At 59.8% G+C, this 16545-nt stretch carries 20 protein-coding genes; 9 read left to right on the forward strand and 11 right to left on the reverse strand.

Annotated features, from left to right (window positions below; translation table 11 throughout):
• Positions 1 to 139: 139 nt before the first annotated feature.
• Complete coding sequence (locus AB1J88_RS09360) at positions 140 to 1309, reverse strand: DUF1624 domain-containing protein (protein ID WP_430290908.1); 1170 nt, start codon at positions 1307 to 1309, stop codon at positions 140 to 142.
• 180 nt (positions 1310 to 1489) lie between these two features.
• Here AB1J88_RS09360 and AB1J88_RS09365 point away from each other — a divergent pair, with 180 nt between their 5' ends.
• Together AB1J88_RS09365 and AB1J88_RS09370 are read left to right on the forward strand one after the other, a co-directional pair.
• Positions 1490 to 2086, forward strand: coding sequence for a paraquat-inducible protein A (locus tag AB1J88_RS09365; RefSeq protein ID WP_041062800.1), 597 nt, complete (start codon positions 1490 to 1492; stop codon positions 2084 to 2086).
• Entirely contained in the window at positions 2083 to 2772 is a 690-nt protein-coding gene (locus AB1J88_RS09370) for a paraquat-inducible protein A (protein ID WP_430290909.1), read from the forward strand. The genes AB1J88_RS09365 and AB1J88_RS09370 overlap by 4 nt, the downstream gene beginning before the upstream one ends.
• Here the strand turns inward: AB1J88_RS09370 and ydiJ are convergent.
• Positions 2705 to 5731, reverse strand: a complete 3027-nt coding sequence (gene ydiJ, locus AB1J88_RS09375) for a D-2-hydroxyglutarate dehydrogenase YdiJ (protein WP_430292682.1) — start codon at positions 5729 to 5731, stop codon at positions 2705 to 2707. The genes AB1J88_RS09370 and ydiJ overlap by 68 nt on opposite strands.
• Positions 5732 to 5890: 159 nt before the next feature.
• Here ydiJ and AB1J88_RS09380 point away from each other — a divergent pair, with 159 nt between their 5' ends.
• On the forward strand, positions 5891 to 6775 hold the full coding sequence (locus AB1J88_RS09380; protein ID WP_041062806.1) for a LysR substrate-binding domain-containing protein: 885 nt from the start codon (positions 5891 to 5893) through the stop codon (positions 6773 to 6775).
• A 137-nt stretch (positions 6776 to 6912) separates the two neighbouring features.
• On the opposite strand, the gene AB1J88_RS09385 is transcribed toward AB1J88_RS09380, so the two are convergent.
• Both AB1J88_RS09385 and AB1J88_RS09390 read right to left on the reverse strand, forming a co-directional pair.
• Positions 6913 to 7512 (reverse strand): DUF6338 family protein, encoded by a 600-nt coding sequence (locus AB1J88_RS09385; RefSeq protein WP_430290910.1) that lies wholly within the window; start codon positions 7510 to 7512, stop codon positions 6913 to 6915.
• 188 nt (positions 7513 to 7700) lie between these two features.
• Positions 7701 to 8036, reverse strand: a complete 336-nt coding sequence (locus AB1J88_RS09390) for a hypothetical protein (RefSeq protein ID WP_041062809.1) — start codon at positions 8034 to 8036, stop codon at positions 7701 to 7703.
• A 186-nt stretch (positions 8037 to 8222) separates the two neighbouring features.
• On the opposite strand from AB1J88_RS09390, the gene AB1J88_RS09395 reads away from it, so the two are divergent.
• Positions 8223 to 8462, forward strand: a complete 240-nt coding sequence (locus tag AB1J88_RS09395; protein WP_041062819.1) for a hypothetical protein — start codon at positions 8223 to 8225, stop codon at positions 8460 to 8462.
• A 58-nt stretch (positions 8463 to 8520) separates the two neighbouring features.
• On the opposite strand, the gene AB1J88_RS09400 is transcribed toward AB1J88_RS09395, so the two are convergent.
• Positions 8521 to 8718, reverse strand: coding sequence for a hypothetical protein (locus AB1J88_RS09400; RefSeq protein WP_041062822.1), 198 nt, complete (start codon positions 8716 to 8718; stop codon positions 8521 to 8523).
• 221 nt (positions 8719 to 8939) lie between these two features.
• Here AB1J88_RS09400 and AB1J88_RS09405 point away from each other — a divergent pair, with 221 nt between their 5' ends.
• Positions 8940 to 9302 carry an NUDIX hydrolase gene (locus AB1J88_RS09405; protein WP_041062825.1) on the forward strand — a complete coding sequence of 121 codons (363 nt, stop codon included), beginning with the start codon at positions 8940 to 8942 and terminating at the stop codon, positions 9300 to 9302.
• Positions 9303 to 9306: 4 nt separating this feature from the next.
• Here AB1J88_RS09405 and AB1J88_RS09410 read toward each other — a convergent pair whose 3' ends face one another.
• From AB1J88_RS09410 to AB1J88_RS09420, 3 genes are all read right to left on the reverse strand, one after another.
• Entirely contained in the window at positions 9307 to 9549 is a 243-nt protein-coding gene (locus tag AB1J88_RS09410; RefSeq protein WP_041062828.1) for a DUF1652 domain-containing protein, read from the reverse strand.
• 109 nt (positions 9550 to 9658) lie between these two features.
• Complete coding sequence (locus AB1J88_RS09415; protein ID WP_430290911.1) at positions 9659 to 10558, reverse strand: polysaccharide deacetylase family protein; 900 nt, start codon at positions 10556 to 10558, stop codon at positions 9659 to 9661.
• A gap of 131 nt (positions 10559 to 10689) precedes the next feature.
• Positions 10690 to 11637: an ABC transporter substrate-binding protein gene (locus AB1J88_RS09420; RefSeq protein ID WP_430290912.1), complete on the reverse strand. Its 948-nt coding sequence runs from the start codon at positions 11635 to 11637 to the stop codon at positions 10690 to 10692.
• Between the two features lie 291 nt (positions 11638 to 11928).
• Here AB1J88_RS09420 and AB1J88_RS09425 point away from each other — a divergent pair, with 291 nt between their 5' ends.
• The 4 genes from AB1J88_RS09425 to AB1J88_RS09440 all read left to right on the forward strand — a co-directional run bounded on the left by AB1J88_RS09425 (position 11929) and on the right by AB1J88_RS09440 (position 15172).
• On the forward strand, positions 11929 to 12915 hold the full coding sequence (locus AB1J88_RS09425; protein ID WP_239777537.1) for an aliphatic sulfonate ABC transporter substrate-binding protein: 987 nt from the start codon (positions 11929 to 11931) through the stop codon (positions 12913 to 12915).
• A 60-nt stretch (positions 12916 to 12975) separates the two neighbouring features.
• Positions 12976 to 13821 carry an ABC transporter permease gene (locus AB1J88_RS09430; RefSeq protein ID WP_430290913.1) on the forward strand — a complete coding sequence of 282 codons (846 nt, stop codon included), beginning with the start codon at positions 12976 to 12978 and terminating at the stop codon, positions 13819 to 13821.
• 48 nt (positions 13822 to 13869) lie between these two features.
• Complete coding sequence (locus AB1J88_RS09435) at positions 13870 to 14550, forward strand: SOS response-associated peptidase (protein ID WP_430290914.1); 681 nt, start codon at positions 13870 to 13872, stop codon at positions 14548 to 14550.
• A 349-nt stretch (positions 14551 to 14899) separates the two neighbouring features.
• Positions 14900 to 15172: a hypothetical protein gene (locus AB1J88_RS09440; protein ID WP_047294946.1), complete on the forward strand. Its 273-nt coding sequence runs from the start codon at positions 14900 to 14902 to the stop codon at positions 15170 to 15172.
• A gap of 45 nt (positions 15173 to 15217) precedes the next feature.
• Here the strand turns inward: AB1J88_RS09440 and AB1J88_RS09445 are convergent, their stop codons facing one another.
• The 3 genes from AB1J88_RS09445 to AB1J88_RS09455 all read right to left on the reverse strand — a co-directional run bounded on the left by AB1J88_RS09445 (position 15218) and on the right by AB1J88_RS09455 (position 16445).
• Positions 15218 to 15373 (reverse strand): hypothetical protein, encoded by a 156-nt coding sequence (locus AB1J88_RS09445; RefSeq protein ID WP_174376867.1) that lies wholly within the window; start codon positions 15371 to 15373, stop codon positions 15218 to 15220.
• 62 nt (positions 15374 to 15435) lie between these two features.
• On the reverse strand, positions 15436 to 15747 hold the full coding sequence (locus tag AB1J88_RS09450; protein ID WP_177327894.1) for an AzlD domain-containing protein: 312 nt from the start codon (positions 15745 to 15747) through the stop codon (positions 15436 to 15438).
• Positions 15747 to 16445, reverse strand: coding sequence for an AzlC family ABC transporter permease (locus AB1J88_RS09455; RefSeq protein ID WP_027612977.1), 699 nt, complete (start codon positions 16443 to 16445; stop codon positions 15747 to 15749). Before AB1J88_RS09455 ends, AB1J88_RS09450 begins: the two co-directional genes overlap by 1 nt.
• Positions 16446 to 16545 lie beyond the last annotated feature (100 nt).

Genomic DNA, 16545 nt, shown 5'->3' on the forward strand with positions numbered 1-16545 from the left:
GTAGGAGCTGCGACACGCTGCGATCTCTTGATTTTGATTTTCCAGATCAAGATCAAAAGATCGCAGCCTCGTTTCACTCGACAGCTCCTACAGGGTTTTACGTCGTGCGTTGATTGCGCGAGCGCAATGACCCCAGGGCTTACAGATATTTCAGCCAGGCGATGTCGCGGCGCCGCGACTTCAACGCGGAAAACCAACGCACCGCGGGGTACAGTGCCACCGCCAACAGCACCGACACCAGCCAGATTGCCGGCACCGAGTCGAATCCGAAATGGCTGCCCTGATTCAGTCCGAACAGCGCCAGCGCCATCAGGTAAAGCACCTTCAGCACGTACAGGTGCAGCAGATAGAAGAACATCGGCGCCGAACCGAAGACCGTCAGCCAGCGAATCCAGCGGCGCGTCTGCCGCCGTTCGAATACCCCCAATAACAGCAATCCGATGCTCACCGTCAGGGTGATGAACAGCAGCGATGGCGGGTACTTGGTGATGTTGAAAAACGCCATCAGCGTTTGCACGGTCGTGTCTTCAACCGCCCAAGGCTTTTCGCCATAAGCGTTGATCAGCCGCAGCCCGACGAAGCCCAGCAGACCGGCGATACCGCCCAGCAACAGAGCCTGTTGACGGCTCCAGGCATCAGCCCCGCGAGCGAACCACGGGCCCAGCGCATAACCCAGACCGATCACGCCGATCCACGGCAACAGCGGGTACGAAGTGCGCAAGCGCAGATTGTCACCGACCTCGATCCAGCCCCGGTCATGCAGAATCGCCCATGGCACATGCAGTGCCGACTCCGGCGAAAAATGCAGCCCATCCAGCAGGTTATGCCCGGCAATGATCGCCAGACTCAGCGTCAGCAACAGCCAGCGCGGCAACCAGACCAGCAGCGACAGCGCGATCATGCTCAGGCCAATCGCCCAGATCACCTGCAGATAGATCACGCTCGGCGGCAACTGAAACGTCCACGCGAAGTTCACCCAGGTGAATTCCAGCAGCACCAGAAACAGCCCCCGCTTGAACAGGAAGGCGCTGACATCGGCCTTGCCCGCGTACTTTTCGCTGAACAACCACGCAGACAGCCCGGTCAGCAACACGAACACCGGTGCGCACAGATGCGCCAGGGTGCGACTGAAAAACAACGCCGGCTCGGTGTTGGCGATGTCCATCGGATCGGACACCTGACGGTGCAACAGGAACGTCTCACGCACGTGATCCAGCAACATGAACAGGATCACCAGACCTCTCAAGGCATCAATGGACAGCAAGCGACCGGTCGGCGGCGGGTTGGAACGAGCACAGGTAATCGTCATGGACATTTCGCCATCGAGTCAATGAATCAGGGGTCGCAACGGCGAGCCTCAGCAAAAATTTGCGTTACTCTATAACATAAAAAGTCGATTCCCAAGCCAATCGACATTTGCCCAATCACGTCAGGCTTCTATAGTGATCAGGCGCCCCCTGCCCTTTGCGCCAGCTGTCGAGCGTTGCCCATGACCTCAACCGAACACCTGATCATCTGCGAGCATTGCGATTGCGTGTATGAAAAAGTCGTGCTCGGCAAACACCAGAAAACCCTCTGCGTGCGCTGTGGCGGTGTGCTGCAGCGTTATAACGGCTTGACCGTCGAACAGCGGCTGGCCTTGACGTTCACCGCCGCCATGCTGTGGCTGTTCGCCAATTTCTACCCGGTGATGAGCATCAGCATGAAAGGCCTGAAGAACAGCGCGACGCTGTGGGATTCGGTGCTGGCCTTGAGTCAGGGACCGATCACGTTCATGGCGATGGTCGCGGCGATTTCGATCATCATCGCCCCGGCCTTTCAACTGGTGCTGTTGATCTGGGTGTTGAGTTACGCACTGTCTTCACGGCGGGCACCGGGCTTCAAGCTGTGCATGCGCTGGCTGGAAACCCTGCGCCCGTGGAGCATGCTCGAAGTGTGTCTGCTGGGGGCGATGGTGGCGGTGTTCAAACTCGCCGGGCTGCTGGACGTGTTGCCGGGTATCGGCCTGTTCGCCTTGGCGGTGCTGAGCCTGATGATGATCCGCATTGCCGGCCGCGACATTCGTGATCTGTGGGACATTTTATGAAGCGACCCGCGACCGCCAGCGAATTGAATCTGTGCCTGTGCCACAGCTGCGGGCTGGCCTGCGACATGACCGACGAACCGCACGAATGCCCGCGCTGCGATGCACCGCTGCATCGGCGCAAGACCAATTCCCTGACGCGCACCTGGGCCTATCTGTTTGCCGCGCTGGCGTTTTACGTGCCGGCCAATCTGCTGCCGGTGATGAACACGGTGATGCTCGGCAACGGCGCCGACAGCACGATCATGAGCGGCGTGCTGGAGTTCTGGGAGGGCGGCGCATGGGACATCGCGCTGATCATTTTTATCGCCAGCATCGCGGTGCCGGGGATCAAATTCGTCGCCCTGTCGCTGCTGCTGATCACCGTGCAGCGGGGCAGCGACTGGGCGCGCCGTGAACGTTCGAAGCTGTACCGTTTCGTCGAGCTGATCGGCTACTGGTCGATGCTCGACGTGCTGGTGGTCGCACTGGTCGCGGCGCTGGTGAAGTTCCAGGCGCTGGGCGATATCGAACCACGCCCGGGCATCCTGTTTTTCGGCATGGTGGTGGTGTTCACCATGCTCTCTGCGATGAGTTTCGACCCACGGCTCATCTGGGACAACGCCCCGGACGACGAACCGCTCAGCGACGTACCACCTCCAGCAGTACCTGCAACGGATGGCGCAGCGCCTGATCCGACTGGCGCTTGACCTGACTGCGGCAGGAATAACCGGTGGCCAGTGCCTCGCCCTGCTCCGCCGGTGCCTCGACCTGTCGCGCCCACGATTGCTCATAGATCACCGCCGAGGTTTCACGGTTGCGCGCTTCATGGCCATAGGTGCCGGACATGCCGCAGCAACCGGTGGCCTGCGTCGCCAGTTTCAACCCGGCCCGTTCGAACACTTGCTCCCACTGGCGAGTGGCGGCTGGCGCGTTGGTTTTCTCGGTGCAGTGCGCCAGCAGCCGGAATGACTGCGGCGCGTCGGCACCAGGCTGCTCCGGCATCACCTTGAGCAACCATTCCTGCACCAGTGCAACTTCCGGGCACTCCAGCATGCCGGGCACTTTCTGGTATTCCTGGCGATAGACCAGCGTCATGGCCGGATCCAGCCCCAACAACGGCACGCCGATATCGGCCAGCTCACGCAGTTGTCGGGCATTGCGCAATGCTGCACGGTTGAACGCCGACAGGAAGCCCTGCACATGCAGCGGCTTGCCGTTGGCACTGAACGGCGCCAGATACACCTGATAGCCCAGCCGCGAAATCAGCTCCAGCAGATCCGCCAGCAGCGGCGCCTCGAAGTAACGAGTGAAGGCATCCTGCACCAACACCACACAGCGCTCGCGCTGAGCCGGGGTCAGCGCCGACAGTGTCGAGACCGTCGCTGGCTGCACCTTCCAGCGACGCAGCGCAGCGTGAAAATCAAAGCGGCTGAGCAACGGCACATCGACCATGCCACCAAGGCGCTCCAACTGTTGGCGCACGAACGCAGCGCCCATCAAACCGTTGTACAGCGCCGGAATCCGCGCCATGTACGGAATGCTGTACTCCAGCGAAGCAATCAGATAATCCCGCGCCGGGCGCAGATAACGGCTGTGATACAGCTCCAGAAACCGCGAACGGAATTCCGGCACATTGACCTTGACCGGGCACTGCCCCGCGCAGGATTTGCACGCCAGGCAGCCGGCCATGGCGTCATACACTTCATGGGAAAAGTCTGCACTCTGCCCACGGCTGTTGCGCCAACGGGTCCACAGGTTGCGGAAAAACGCCGGACGACGAATCGCATCGGACAGCACATCCACCCCCGCCTCGCCCTGCAAGCGCAGCCATTCGCGGATCAGCGATGCGCGGCCCTTGGGCGATTGCGCACGCTCACGGGTAGCCTTCCACGACGGGCACATGGCGTCGTCGGGATCGAAGTTGTAGCAGGCGCCATTGCCGTTGCAATGCAGGGCCGCGCCGTAGCTTTGCCAGACCTTTTCGTCGATCTGCCGGTCGAGTTCGCCGCGCAGGGTCACTTCGTCGATCTTCAACAGCTGCGCGTGCGTGTTGGCCGGCGTGGCGATCTTTCCCGGGTTGAACTGATTGAACGGGTCGAACGCGGCTTTGAGTGCCTGCAACGCCGGGTACAGCTCACCGAAAAATGCCGGCGCGTATTCCGAGCGCAGGCCCTTGCCATGTTCACCCCACAACAGGCCGCCGTAGCGCTGGGTCAGCGCAGCGACACCGTCGGACACCGGACGCACCAACGCCGCTTGCTGTGGATCCTTCATGTCGAGAATCGGCCGCACATGCAGCACGCCGGCATCGACATGGCCAAACATGCCGTACTGCAAACCGTGGCTGTCGAGCAGTTCGCGCAGTTCAGCGATGTATTCGGCCAAGTGCTGCGGTGGCACTGCGGTGTCCTCGACAAACGGCTGCGGCCGCGCTTCGCCGGCAACGTTGCCGAGCAGGCCGACGGCGCGCTTGCGCATGCCATAGACCTTGTTCACCGCCGCTTGGCCGACCGCCAGGGTATGGCCGAGGCGTTCGACGGTGGTGTCGCTGCTCAAGTGTTCGAGAAAGGCCTCGACCCGGCGTTGCAGATCCTCGGGGTCGTCGCCGCAGAATTCCACCAGGTTGATCCCCAGTGTCGGCCGCTCGGCGCTTTCCGGGAAATATTCGGCGACGCCATGCCAGACGATGTCCTGCATCGCCAGCAGCAACACCTTGGAATCCACGGTTTCAATCGACAGCGGCTTGAGCGCCATCAGCGCCCGGGCATCGCGCAACGCATCCATGAAACCGGCGTAGCGAATGTTCACCAGCATCGTGTGTTTGGGGATCGGCAGAACGTTGAGCTTCGCCTCGACCACAAACCCCAGCGAGCCTTCGGCGCCGCACAGCACGCTGTTGAGGTTGAAACGATTGTCGGCCTCACGCAGGTGCGCCAAGTCGTAGCCGGTCAGGCAGCGGTTGAGATCAGGGAAGCGTTGCTTGATCAGCTCGCCCTGCTCATCAATGATCTGCCGCGCACAGCGATAGACTTCACCGACCCGGTCTTCACGGGCACACAACGCTGTCAGGTCGTCCTCCGCCAGCGCTGCACCGTGCAGGCGTTCACCGCCGCGCAGAATCATGTCGAGTTCCAGCACGTGGTCGCGGGTCTTGCCGTAGGTGCAACTGCCCTGGCCGCTGGCGTCGGTGTTGATCATGCCGCCGACGGTGGCGCGGTTGGAGGTCGACAGTTCCGGGGCGAAAAACAGCCCGGCAGATTTCAGTGCGGCGTTGAGCTGATCCTTGACCACCCCGGCCTGCACCCGCACCCAGCGCTGCTCGACGTTGATTTCCAAGATGCGGTTCATGTGCCGCGACAGGTCGACGACGATGCCATCGGTCAGCGACTGACCGTTGGTGCCCGTGCCACCGCCGCGCGGAGTGATCACCACTTGCTGATAAGCCGGTTCGGCGATCAGCCGAGCGACCCGCATCACATCCTCGGCATCCATCGGAAACACCGCCGCTTGCGGCAGGCGCTGATAGATCGAATTGTCGGTGGCGAGCACTACTCGGCTGGCGTAATCGGCACTGATCTCACCACGAAAGCCACTGGCTTTCAGGGCTTTGAGGAACTGTTGGTAATCAGTGGTCAATGCGGTGGCGGGCGACAGCTGGGCAATCATCGGTGAGGAAATCTCGGTCAAAATCGGGCCGTGTGGCGGTGAACAGTTGTGCGCAATGAATGATTGCGTCACGCTCCCGCCATCTCATGGTGCTTATGTTCATTGCTTGGCGCCGTCGGGACAAACGTAAAATCGACCCGCAATCCATGACTAAAACGAATGAATCCGCGAACCCTCACCCCTTCCATGTCGTTATTGCTGGCCTTCGAGGCCGCTGCACGCCATGAAAGCTACACCCGCGCCGCCCACGAACTGTCGCTGACGCAAAGCGCGGTCAGCCGGCAGGTGCAGATTCTGGAAAAGATGCTCGGCATGCGCCTGTTCAGCCGCGAAGGCCGGCAAGTGGTTTTGACCGATGTCGGGCGCATGTATCAGCGCGAACTGGCCGAAGCCCTCGGGCAGATCCGCAGCGCGACGTTGCAGGCCATGGCGTTCGGTTCGGGCATTCACAGTTTGCGTCTGGCGACGCTGCCGACCTTCGGCTCGAAATGGCTGCTGCCACGGCTCAAGGACTTCTACACCGCGCACCCGGGCATGACCGTGCACTTGCATTCGCGCATTGAAGCAATCGACTTCGACACCAGCGAAATCGACGCCGCGATCTGTGTCGGCGGCGGTGAATGGCCGGGCCTCAGTGCCCTGCCGCTGCACACTGAGGAACTGGTGGTGATCGCCAGCGCTCAGTTGTCGACGGCCGAACGCGACGACGCCGAACAGCACATCGCCGGGCAGTTGCTGCTCAATGTCAGCAGCAATGCCCAGGCGTGGGCGGAATGGTTCACCCATCATGGTTTGCCACACCGCAGCATGCGCATCGGCCCGAGCTTTGAAATGACCTCACACCTGATTCAGGCGGTGCGGGCGAATATTGGCGTCGGGCTGGTGCCGCGGATTCTGGTGGAGGATGAATTGCTCAACGGCGAACTGCTGCAACTGGGGGAGCCGATCACCAGCCGGCGCAGCTATTACCTGGTGTATCCGCCGCGCAATGAGGCGTTACCGTCATTGAAAGCGTTCAGAGACTGGTTGGTGGATACGCTGTGAACAGCAGCAGTGCTTTTTTAAAGGTGGAGGCGCACTCGGCCCCTTCAACAGTGGACTATCCAACGGTTTTCCGTCTGGCCCAAAGAACAGGTGTTCATATTTCTTTGGCATTGGTTGTGGTGCGCGGGCGCTCATAATCAATCCTCTGATGCCGGGCTGAATTCAACCCATTTAACCTTCGCGGAATCTATCAACAAATATTCGGCGCCAAAAGGCGCCACATTGCCATCTTCATGCAGCCAACGCGGCTTATGGATCACGAACTGACCGTTGGCTGATTCCGGCGGCCACTCGGCCGGCCAACCAAGTACGCGCCTTTCGTCATGCAAATGCAGGGTAATGAGTCGATCAAGTTGGGCGAATGCGCAGAACCATTCGCTTGGGTAAGAAGATTGTTTCGTTACGTTTCTGCTACGCAACCAACCATGTAGCTTGTCATTGGTCGCCAGACAACAGGACAGCAATCCAAGTACCAGCGAACAAAAGAATGCCCAAGACGTCTGCGCCTTGCCATCCCATATTCCTACGGAAACCCCCTTCATCCCCATCCACAAAAGGATCTCGCCAATACTTGTTACCACCCCATGAATCACAAACGTAAAAATCAACGCCTGCACAATCTGCCCAAACGTATCAGGTCGCTTGAATGAAGTGAGCGTGTAGAAAATCCAGGTCGAGACAAATCCGGGAATCAGATACTGCAACAACGGAATAACTTCTTTGACCAGATCATCCATGATCCGTGGCTCCTTGAAAGGCATGCCCCACTGGTTACCGGGCAGCACTCAAAAGCCTAGCGCACACTGGAAAACGCCTCGTGCCGATCTGTCACAACGCATTTCGCAAATTCACAAAGCAAAAAAGCAGAAACCATTGCTCCGGTTTCTGCTTTTCTGGCGGCGGGTTCTGCAGCTGAGGCTGTGCTTTACAGGCAGTCACGCACCGATTTGCGCAACGACCCGGACTTGGCCCAAGGCGGCCCCTGATACAGGGAAACCCGGCTGCCGTCCTTGTACTTGATGATGTCAAGAATCTCGTCGGCGGTAACAATGCTCGGTGCCGTGATCCGGTAACCATTGGAAATCGCGGTCTGCGTGGTCTTCGGAATGTCCTGCTGCCACAACGGCAACAAGCACGCGGCATAGTCTTTAGGCGCCTTGGTGGTGGTCTTGCTGAGATTCGGCTCGCCCGGAACCAGCGATGCTGGCAATGAGCAACCCGCCAGCAATGCCAACGCCAAACTCCCGATCCATATCCGCATGGTGTTTCCCTGTTTTGAAAAAAAGCGAATGTAACGTGTAACCGGATGTACATCCAGCGCGACGCCTCGCCCACAAGGGGGATTGGACAAATATTTACATGCATCCAGCCCGATGGCAGACGAGCTGCGCATCATCGCTGAAAAATGCGGCTACTCTGTTTTACCGAGAATGTTCCGGAGGTGATCATGCGGCTCAATGAATACGAACACGAACTTCAACGCGACCTGCAAGCCGTTGCATCGGATCTGAGATGGTCGGCGGTCGACCTCAAGCGCATCGCCGAACAGCTTCGCAAGAGCGGCAACGAAGCGGATGCCCAAGCGGTTCTGAGGTCTTGTGAGGTGCTGCAAAGTGATGAAGAACGCTTGCAGTCCTATGCCAAGGAAGTGAAGACGCGCTCCATCAGCCGGATCAAGGTTCACTGATCCCCCTGCCCTCGACAAAAGCCCCGGTCATCACCGGGGCTCTTTCGTTACATCTGCTTCAATTTGCAGTGTGACTTCGCGCTCGCGCCGAGCGTTGTCTGTAACCCGGCAACGCAGCGGCGTAGGCCAGCGCTTCCTCTCTGCTACCAAACGATGCCAGCCGGTCGCCTTGGGTACAAACCCGCCAAGGGCCGTTATTCACGCTGAGTACGTCGTAGCCGTTCATGTGCATTTTGTTCAGAACAGGAATGCTCATGGGTACCTCCTTTTTGCTGACGGTGGTTTCAGCTGAGCTTTTTTACCTTACACCCTGTTGTCGCAGATGTGCCGACCGGGTGTCGCGACAGTCATGTGCCAAAGGTCTGGCACTTTCCGCCTCGCCACCCGCTCAAACCTTGACGGAACCTTTGAATCCGGGCCCGGCTCGAATATTGCAGTTTTATTTCATTTATGTGACACGCAACAAACAGGTAACAGATGAAAGTACGCGCAACCGTCATTTGCGAGCAGGATCGACACGTTCTCCTGGTCCGCAAACCCCGCTGTCGCTGGACATTGCCCGGCGGCAAAGTCGAGCCTGGGGAAACCAGAGCCGGGGCGGCGACGCGCGAGCTGCAGGAAGAAACGGCACTGGATGCCGAGCAAATGTTGTATCTGATGGAACTGCACAGCGGCAGCACCCAGCATCATGTCTACGAGGCTTCGGTGCTCGACCTTGAGCAGTTGCGCCCGCAAAACGAGATCATCGAATGCATCTGGCATCCGCTGGACGCGGTGCAGAATCTGCCCACCAGTGACGCGACCTTGCGCATCGTGCAGGCATTTCAACGACGCTTGTGAGGTTTCAACCGGCAAACGCCCGGCGCCCGGCGCTGATTTCCGTGCGCAATTCGCCGATGAAGTTGGAAAGATCGCGGATCGTCACCAGATGCTCCGGCGAAACCCCATTGAGCAACAACTCGACTCGCCCGGAGTCAGGCTCATAAACCTTGATCCGCAGCAGTCCCTGCTCCACTTGTGTGCATTCGCATTCAAGCGACGGAAAGCCGGACTCGACAATCCGGCAGATGTCGGCAATGGCTAGCATGGGTACACGCCTCGCAGGCGTTGAGTCGGTCGACCCGTTGAGCATAGATGAGCCATCAGCAACCTGCCGCCCCGGCAATTGCCAACCCGCTCACATATTTGACCCCGCCTCAGTGCGCGTCGTGATCCCAGATCCAGTTCCAGATGCCCGGCAACTGCACCGGCTGCGAACTCTGCTGAACCGTGCGCGCCAGCGCCGCTTTCTGCAGTGCCGCGTGATCATCGTAGAACGCTTTGTCCGCCAGCCTCACGTCCGTGGCGGCGGCGCTGTCGAGGAGGATCTGCAGGTATTCGCGAGTATGTCGTGCGGTGTAACGGTTGAGGTCATGAAAGGTCACCACCACCGGAATGACGCCGTCCACGGTTGGTAATTCGCCGCGGGCAATGCGCTCGCGGACTTCCGATAGCTGGCGCAGCATATTCGCCCGACGTCGGGGGCTGGCGTTGAAGCCCCAGATCTTGCCGTCATTGGCGCTCAAATCGGTCAGCAACACATGCAGACCGTGTTGCTGATAGGCGGCGAAGGTGCGCTTGTCGTAATTCCAGAAGGGCGGACGCAGCAGGATCGGCGCAGCGCCGGTGATCGCGGCGATATCCGCCGTGCCGTTGCTCAGCGACTGCTCCAGCTCTTGCGGGTCGAGCGAGCGATGGTTGGTGTGCCAATGGGTGGCGGTGTGAAATCCGAGGATGTGCCCTTCGGCGTATTCGCGTCGCATGATGCCGCGGCCAATCTCACTGTTGCCGGCGCGGGGCGCGCGGGTCTGCACGAAAAACACCGCTTTGATGTCCGGTTGCACCGGGTTGTCCTTGAGGCTGTCGAGCACCGTCGCCGACGGGTTCCACAAGCTCGAAGCGCTGGGGCCGTCATCGAACGTCAGCAGAAACCGTACCGGCGCCTGGGCCTTGAGCCGGGTTTCGGTCTGCGCGGTCATTTCGATCGGCGCGGCAATGCAGCCGGCCAGCCCGAACGCGATGGCCGCTGCACAGAGAAGATTGAACGCGTATTTCATGTTTTGCCTTGCGCCTGACCGTTGCGGTCCTGTTGTCGTCCGGCAAAACTCCCTCGCCCTGATCCATCCCTGCGCCCGGCTATTCGAGCCAGCGTTGGATAGGGTACACAGGCTTTGGTTCCGGCGCTCGCTCAGTCCGCCAATGCCTGTTGAAACGAGGTGTCGATGATGCCGGCAGTGGCCAGCGGCGCCGGCAAGGCCTTGACCTTGAACAGGAAGTCGGCGGTGCTTTGCAGGTCGGCGGCGGCCTGTCGATCCACCGGCCCGACGCTCATGTGCGCCTGGCGCAACCAGTGCCGCGACACCTGCTGATCGAGATTGGCCTTCTTCGCCCACAGATCCGCATATTCATCGGTGTGGCTGTCGACCCAGGCCCGCGCCCGTTTCAAACGCCCGAGAAAATCGGCAATCGCCGCACGCTTGCTGTCGATCGACGGCGCCGACGCGGCAATCGCGCTGAGGCCCGGCATCAGGTTTTTCGCCGTGAGAATCGGCCGCGCACCGGAGAATACGATTTGCTGGGAGATGTACGGTTCCCACACCGGGAACGCGTCGATGCTGCCCTGTGGCAATGCCGCCGCGGCGTCAATCGGCATCAGCTTGACGAAGTCGACGTAGTTTTCCGGCAGACCGCCCTGCTCCAGGGCGCGCAAGGTCAGTTGCTGGCTCCACGCGCCAGGCCAGTAGGCGACTTTTTTACCCTTCAGATCAGCGATGGTTTTCACCGGCGAATCTTTCGGCACCAGCAAGGCGATGGTGTCCGGGTTCTGCCGCGATACCCCGATCAGCTTCACCGGCGCCTGTTTGGCGGCGAGAAACAGAAAACCCGAATCGCCGAGAAAGCCCAGATCCAGCGAGCCGGTCTGCAACGCCTCGGCCAGTGGCGCGGCGGCCTGGAAGTGCTTCCAGTCGACGCTGTAAGGCGCGTCTTTCAACACGCCGGAGGCTTCGACCGAGGCACGGATGTTGTAGTAGTTCTGATCACCGACGTGCAGGACCAACGACTCGGCGGAGTAGGCAAGCGGTGCGCTGAACAGTCCAGCAGTCAGTGTGATACGCAAGAATTTGGAGAGCTTCATGGCGGGTCCTGCAATGGGATTTGCATAGACGATAACGCTCTTGATTGGCGCTTTTTAAATTCGATTAATGCATAAGCTCAGCACACCGAATGCTCACTGTTCGCTGCGCAACAATGCGATACCAGCGTGTTGCCCCAGCAACAGTTGAAAGCCGTCAAACCCGGCGAAAACCCCGTAAACATTGGCTGATACACACATGGCACAGAGCCTGCAATATTCCATTCATGCAGGAAGCAGCCATTTAAAAGATATTTTTGGACATAAAAACAGTGCCTTTGCCGGAGCGCCGCCATGACATCCTTCTTCCCGTTTTTTCGCCTCAAAACGCTGCTGGTTGCCAGCGCCATGGCGCTAAGCCTGCAGCCGCTGGCTCACGCCACCGAAACGGCGCCCGCCGAAGTTCATCTGGACTACGCCTACTACTCACCGGTCAGCCTGGTGCTCAAGCATTTCGGCTTCCTCGAAAAAGCCCTGCCGCAGACCAAAGTCAGTTGGGTGCTCAGCCAGGGCAGTAACCGTTCGCTGGAATATCTGAACAGCGGCGGCGTCGATTTCGCCTCCAGCGCCAGCCTTGCTGCAGTGCTGAGCCGCGCCAACGGCAGCCCGATCAAATCGGTCTATGTTTACAGCCGCGCCGAATGGACTGCGCTGGTGGTGCGCAAGGATTCGCCGTACCAGAGCGTCGCCGACCTCAAAGGCAAGAAAATCGCCGCCACCAAAGGTACCGATCCTTACCTGTTCACCCTGCGCAGCCTGCAACAGGCCGGGCTGAAGAAAGACGACGTTGAGCTGGTGCACCTGCAACATCCGGATGGTCGCACCGCGCTGGAAAAAGGTGATGTGGACGCCTGGGCCGGACTCGATCCGCACATGGCCGCCAGTCAGGTGCAGGCCGGTTCGCGTCTGCTGTACCGCAACCCGGCGTTCAACAGTTATGGCGTGGTCAGCGTCACCGAGCAGTACGCCAAGGAGCATCCGCACACCATCGACACGGTGATCAAAGCCTACGAGCAGGCGCGACAATGGGCGCTGCAAAATCCGGACGAGTTCGCCGCCCTGCTCGCCAAGGAATCCGGCCTGCCGCTGGACGTGGCCAAACTGCAGTTGTCGCGCACCGACTTGAGCAGCCCGCAACTGACCGCCAACGACGTGCAGGCGTCCAAGGCGGCGGCACCGATTCTGGTGTCCGAGGAATTGGTGCGGCGTGGGGTGAATGTCGATCAAGTCATCGATCAGTTGCTCGACAGTGGTGTGCAGCAAGCCGTCGCCCGCCAGTAACCGACCAGACTCACAGTCCATCCGCGTCCGCTGCGGATTCGCTGTGAGCGGAGCCCATGTATGACCACTCGCAGTAACGAACTGCCCGCACCTCCTCGGCGCTTGTCGAGGCCGCGAGCGTCATCCCTCAACCCGACATGGCGACGGCGCTTCAAAGGTCTGGCCCTGCCGCTGCTGATCGTAGTCGTCCTGGAGTTCATCGTGCGTCTCGGCTGGCTGCCGTCCTACCAAATGCCGGCCCCCAGCGAGATCGCCCTGACCCTCACCGACCTCGCCGAAGGCGCGCTGTGGAAACACATCGGCGCCAGCCTGATCCGCGTGTTGCTCGGGTTTGCAATTGGCGCCAGCCTGGCGCTGGTGTTCGCCGCCTGGGTCGGCCTCAGTCGTGAGGCCGAGGCGTATCTGGAACCGATGTTCGCCGCGCTGCGTTCGATTCCGAGTCTGGCCTGGGTGCCGCTGTTGCTGCTGTGGCTGGGCATCGATGAAACCTCGAAAATCGTGTTGATCGCCATCGGCGCGTTCTTTCCGGTGTACGTCAACGTGGTCGCGGCGATTCGCAACATCGATCGCAAACTGGTCGAGGTCGGGCGCATTTATGGCTTCAGCCGCCTGCAACTGGTACGGCGGATTCTGTTGCCGGCCGCCCTGCCCGGCCTGTTCACCGGTCTGCGCAGCGGCATGAGTCTGGCGTGGATGTTTCTGGTGGCCGCCGAGCTGATCGCCGCGACCAAAGGCCTGGGTTATCTGCTCAGCGACGGCCGCGAAACCTCGCGACCGGACATCGTGCTGGCAGCGATCATCGTGCTCGCCGTGCTCGGCAAACTCAGCGACGGTTTGCTCGCAGTGCTGGAACGCCGCTGGCTGATCTGGCGCGACACGTTCACCGGTCAGGCGGCGCAAGATTGATTGGCCAGAGCCAACTAAGCTGAAAGCGTGCAACCGGAGATTCAGCGCATGTGCGGAAGACTCTCGCAGTACCGTGGCATTCACGACTTTGTCGCGGTGCTGAGCATTCCCGATGCGCTGATCAATCACGTCGGCGACGCCGCGCTGGAACACTACAACGCGGCGCCGACCACGTCTCTCGCCATTCTTCATCAATATGATCAACGCCTGTATGCCGACAATCTGCGCTGGGGCTGGCGTCCGCACTGGGCCAGGGACCGCGCGGCGCCGATCAACGCCCGTGTGGAAAAAGTCGCCCATGGCCCCTTCTTCCGGGCGATCTGGCGTCATCGGTTGATCGTGCCGGTCGACAACTGGTTCGAATGGGTCGACGGCCCGGATAACACCCGACAGCCGTGGCTGATCCGGCGTGCCGATCACGGGCCGGTGTTCTGTGCGGCCATCGGCCAGTTTCCGACACCCGGCGGCGAAGCCCGGGACGACGATGGTTTCGTGATCATCACCGCCGACAGTGTCGGCGGCCTGCTCGATATCCACGATCGCCGACCGGTGGTTTTTCGCCCGGAGCTGGCTGCCGAGTGGCTCGACCCGGCAACACCGGCGGAACGTGCCGAACAGATGCTGCTGTTCGAAGGTGAAGCCAGCGAGGCATTTGCCTGGCACAAGGTTGGCAAAGCCGTCGGCAATTCGCGCAATCAGGGCGCCGGGCTGATTGAAGAAGTGGCTTAAAGATCCGTGATCTCACGCGTTTACCCTGTAGGAGCTGCCGCAGGCTGCGATCTTTTGATTTTTAATTTTTTAAAAGCAAGATCAAAAGATCGCAGCCTGCGGCAGCTCCTACAGGTGATTACAGGTGACACTCGATCTTTACAGCTGGTGTTTCATCGCTGAAACAGCCTCAAAAAAACAGTCGTTTGAGCGACTTAACCGCTTGTCTGACATTTCAACCGTCATACATACATTTAGATGCACTACGGATAGCATGCGCGCCGCATTTCCAATTGGCATACCAGTTGACCAAAGAGTCAACAAACCAGGAATCCCCTACAACTTTTACCAAGCCTTGCAGAGAACTAAGTTGCGCGACGATTTTGCAATCAAACAGGCCAACGGCCTGGAGTGTATCTATCTGTCCATGACAGAACGCTTTCAACTCGACTGTTTTATCGGCCACTACATCAAGACCCGAAACCTGCGTTCAGTGCCGGACATCGAACGTATTCTGCGCACCACGCTCGAGGGCTATCCCGGCCACCCACCGGTGATGGTCAATGAGCTCAATGCGTGGATCGACAAGACTTTGGGCTATCGGGCGTCACATCCGGACTTCCCGCACCTGGAAGACCTGTGAAACAACAAAAAGCCCCGCTGCTGCGGGGCTTTTTGCATGGGGCTGTCAGAATTTCACGTCGGGCCCGGTGAGTTCCTTGTCATCGTCGTGCTTCCACGTCTGTTCCTTGCGTTTCTCACGCTCGATTTCCTCTTCGCTCGGTTCGTCCACTTCGTCGTCTACTGCCTGGTTTTCATCCGGACGCTTCTGCTCGGTCGTCATGTGAACTTCGCCTCGTCGACAATAATCATCCAATAAGCGTAGAACAGTTTTTCCCCGTCAACTTACAACCACCAGCGCAACAAAAAGAAAAACGCCATGCTTAAAAGCATGCTGAGCAACGTATTGCGGGTGTACAGCACCAAGCCGATCGCAACCAGCGAACTCAGCAAATACGGATTATCCCACTGCACATTCAACTGTTTGTCCGGCATGAACACGATTGGCCCGCAGATCGCCGTCAACATTCCCGGTACGGCAAACCCGAGAAACTGCCGCGCGTTGCTGCTCAAACGCAATGGCAGGCGCGGTTCGAGAAACACGTAGCGGTTGAGGAACACCAGAATCCCCATACCGACAATCACTGCCCAGACCATCATGTGCGCCCCCGATACAGCTTGTTGCAGACAAATCCTGCGGTCATCCCGGCCAGCCCCGACAGCACCAGCGCCGAGCCCCATTGCCAATAGCTGAACAGCACCGAGCAGAACAGCGACACCGCCACGCAAACCACGGTCGGCACGTTACGCACCACCGGGGTGATCAATGCGATGAAAGTGGCGGCAATCGAGAAGTCCAGGCCCAGATGCTCAAGCCCCGGAATACTGCTGCCCAGGACGATGCCGGCCAGGGTGAACAGGTTCCACGCGATGTAGAACGTCAGACCGACGCCCAAGGCATACCAGCGATTGAACTGCTGACGGTCATGCTGGCTGGTCAGGGCAAACAGTTCATCGGTGAGCAAAAAGCCCAGACCGATGCGCCAGCGCCCGGGCAGCGGCGAGATCACCGAGCGCATGCTCATTCCGTACAACAGGTGCTGTGAGGTCAGCAGCAGTGTGGTCAGCAGAATCGAGAAAATCCCGGCACCGCCCTTGAGCATGCCGATCGCCACCAGTTGCGCGGCGCCCGCGAACACAATGCTCGACAGGCCCTGCCCCTGCAGCGGTGTGAGATTGGCTTCGATCGCCATGGAGCCGGCCAGCAGCCCCCACGGCGCCGTCGCCAACGATAACGGCATGATCGCCGCAGCGCCGCGAAGAAACGCACGGCGCGGCATAAGTGAGTCAGACATAACGCTCTTCAACCGAGGAAACGGTCGCAGACTCTGCCAGCAAATGCCCCTTCGTGGCTTGAACAATCTTGCGCACTTGCGCTGAATCGCCGCGCCCCGG

Source organism: Pseudomonas sp. S8 (genome assembly GCF_050473925.1).
In the GTDB taxonomy this organism is placed as follows: domain Bacteria; phylum Pseudomonadota; class Gammaproteobacteria; order Pseudomonadales; family Pseudomonadaceae; genus Aquipseudomonas; species Aquipseudomonas parakoreensis.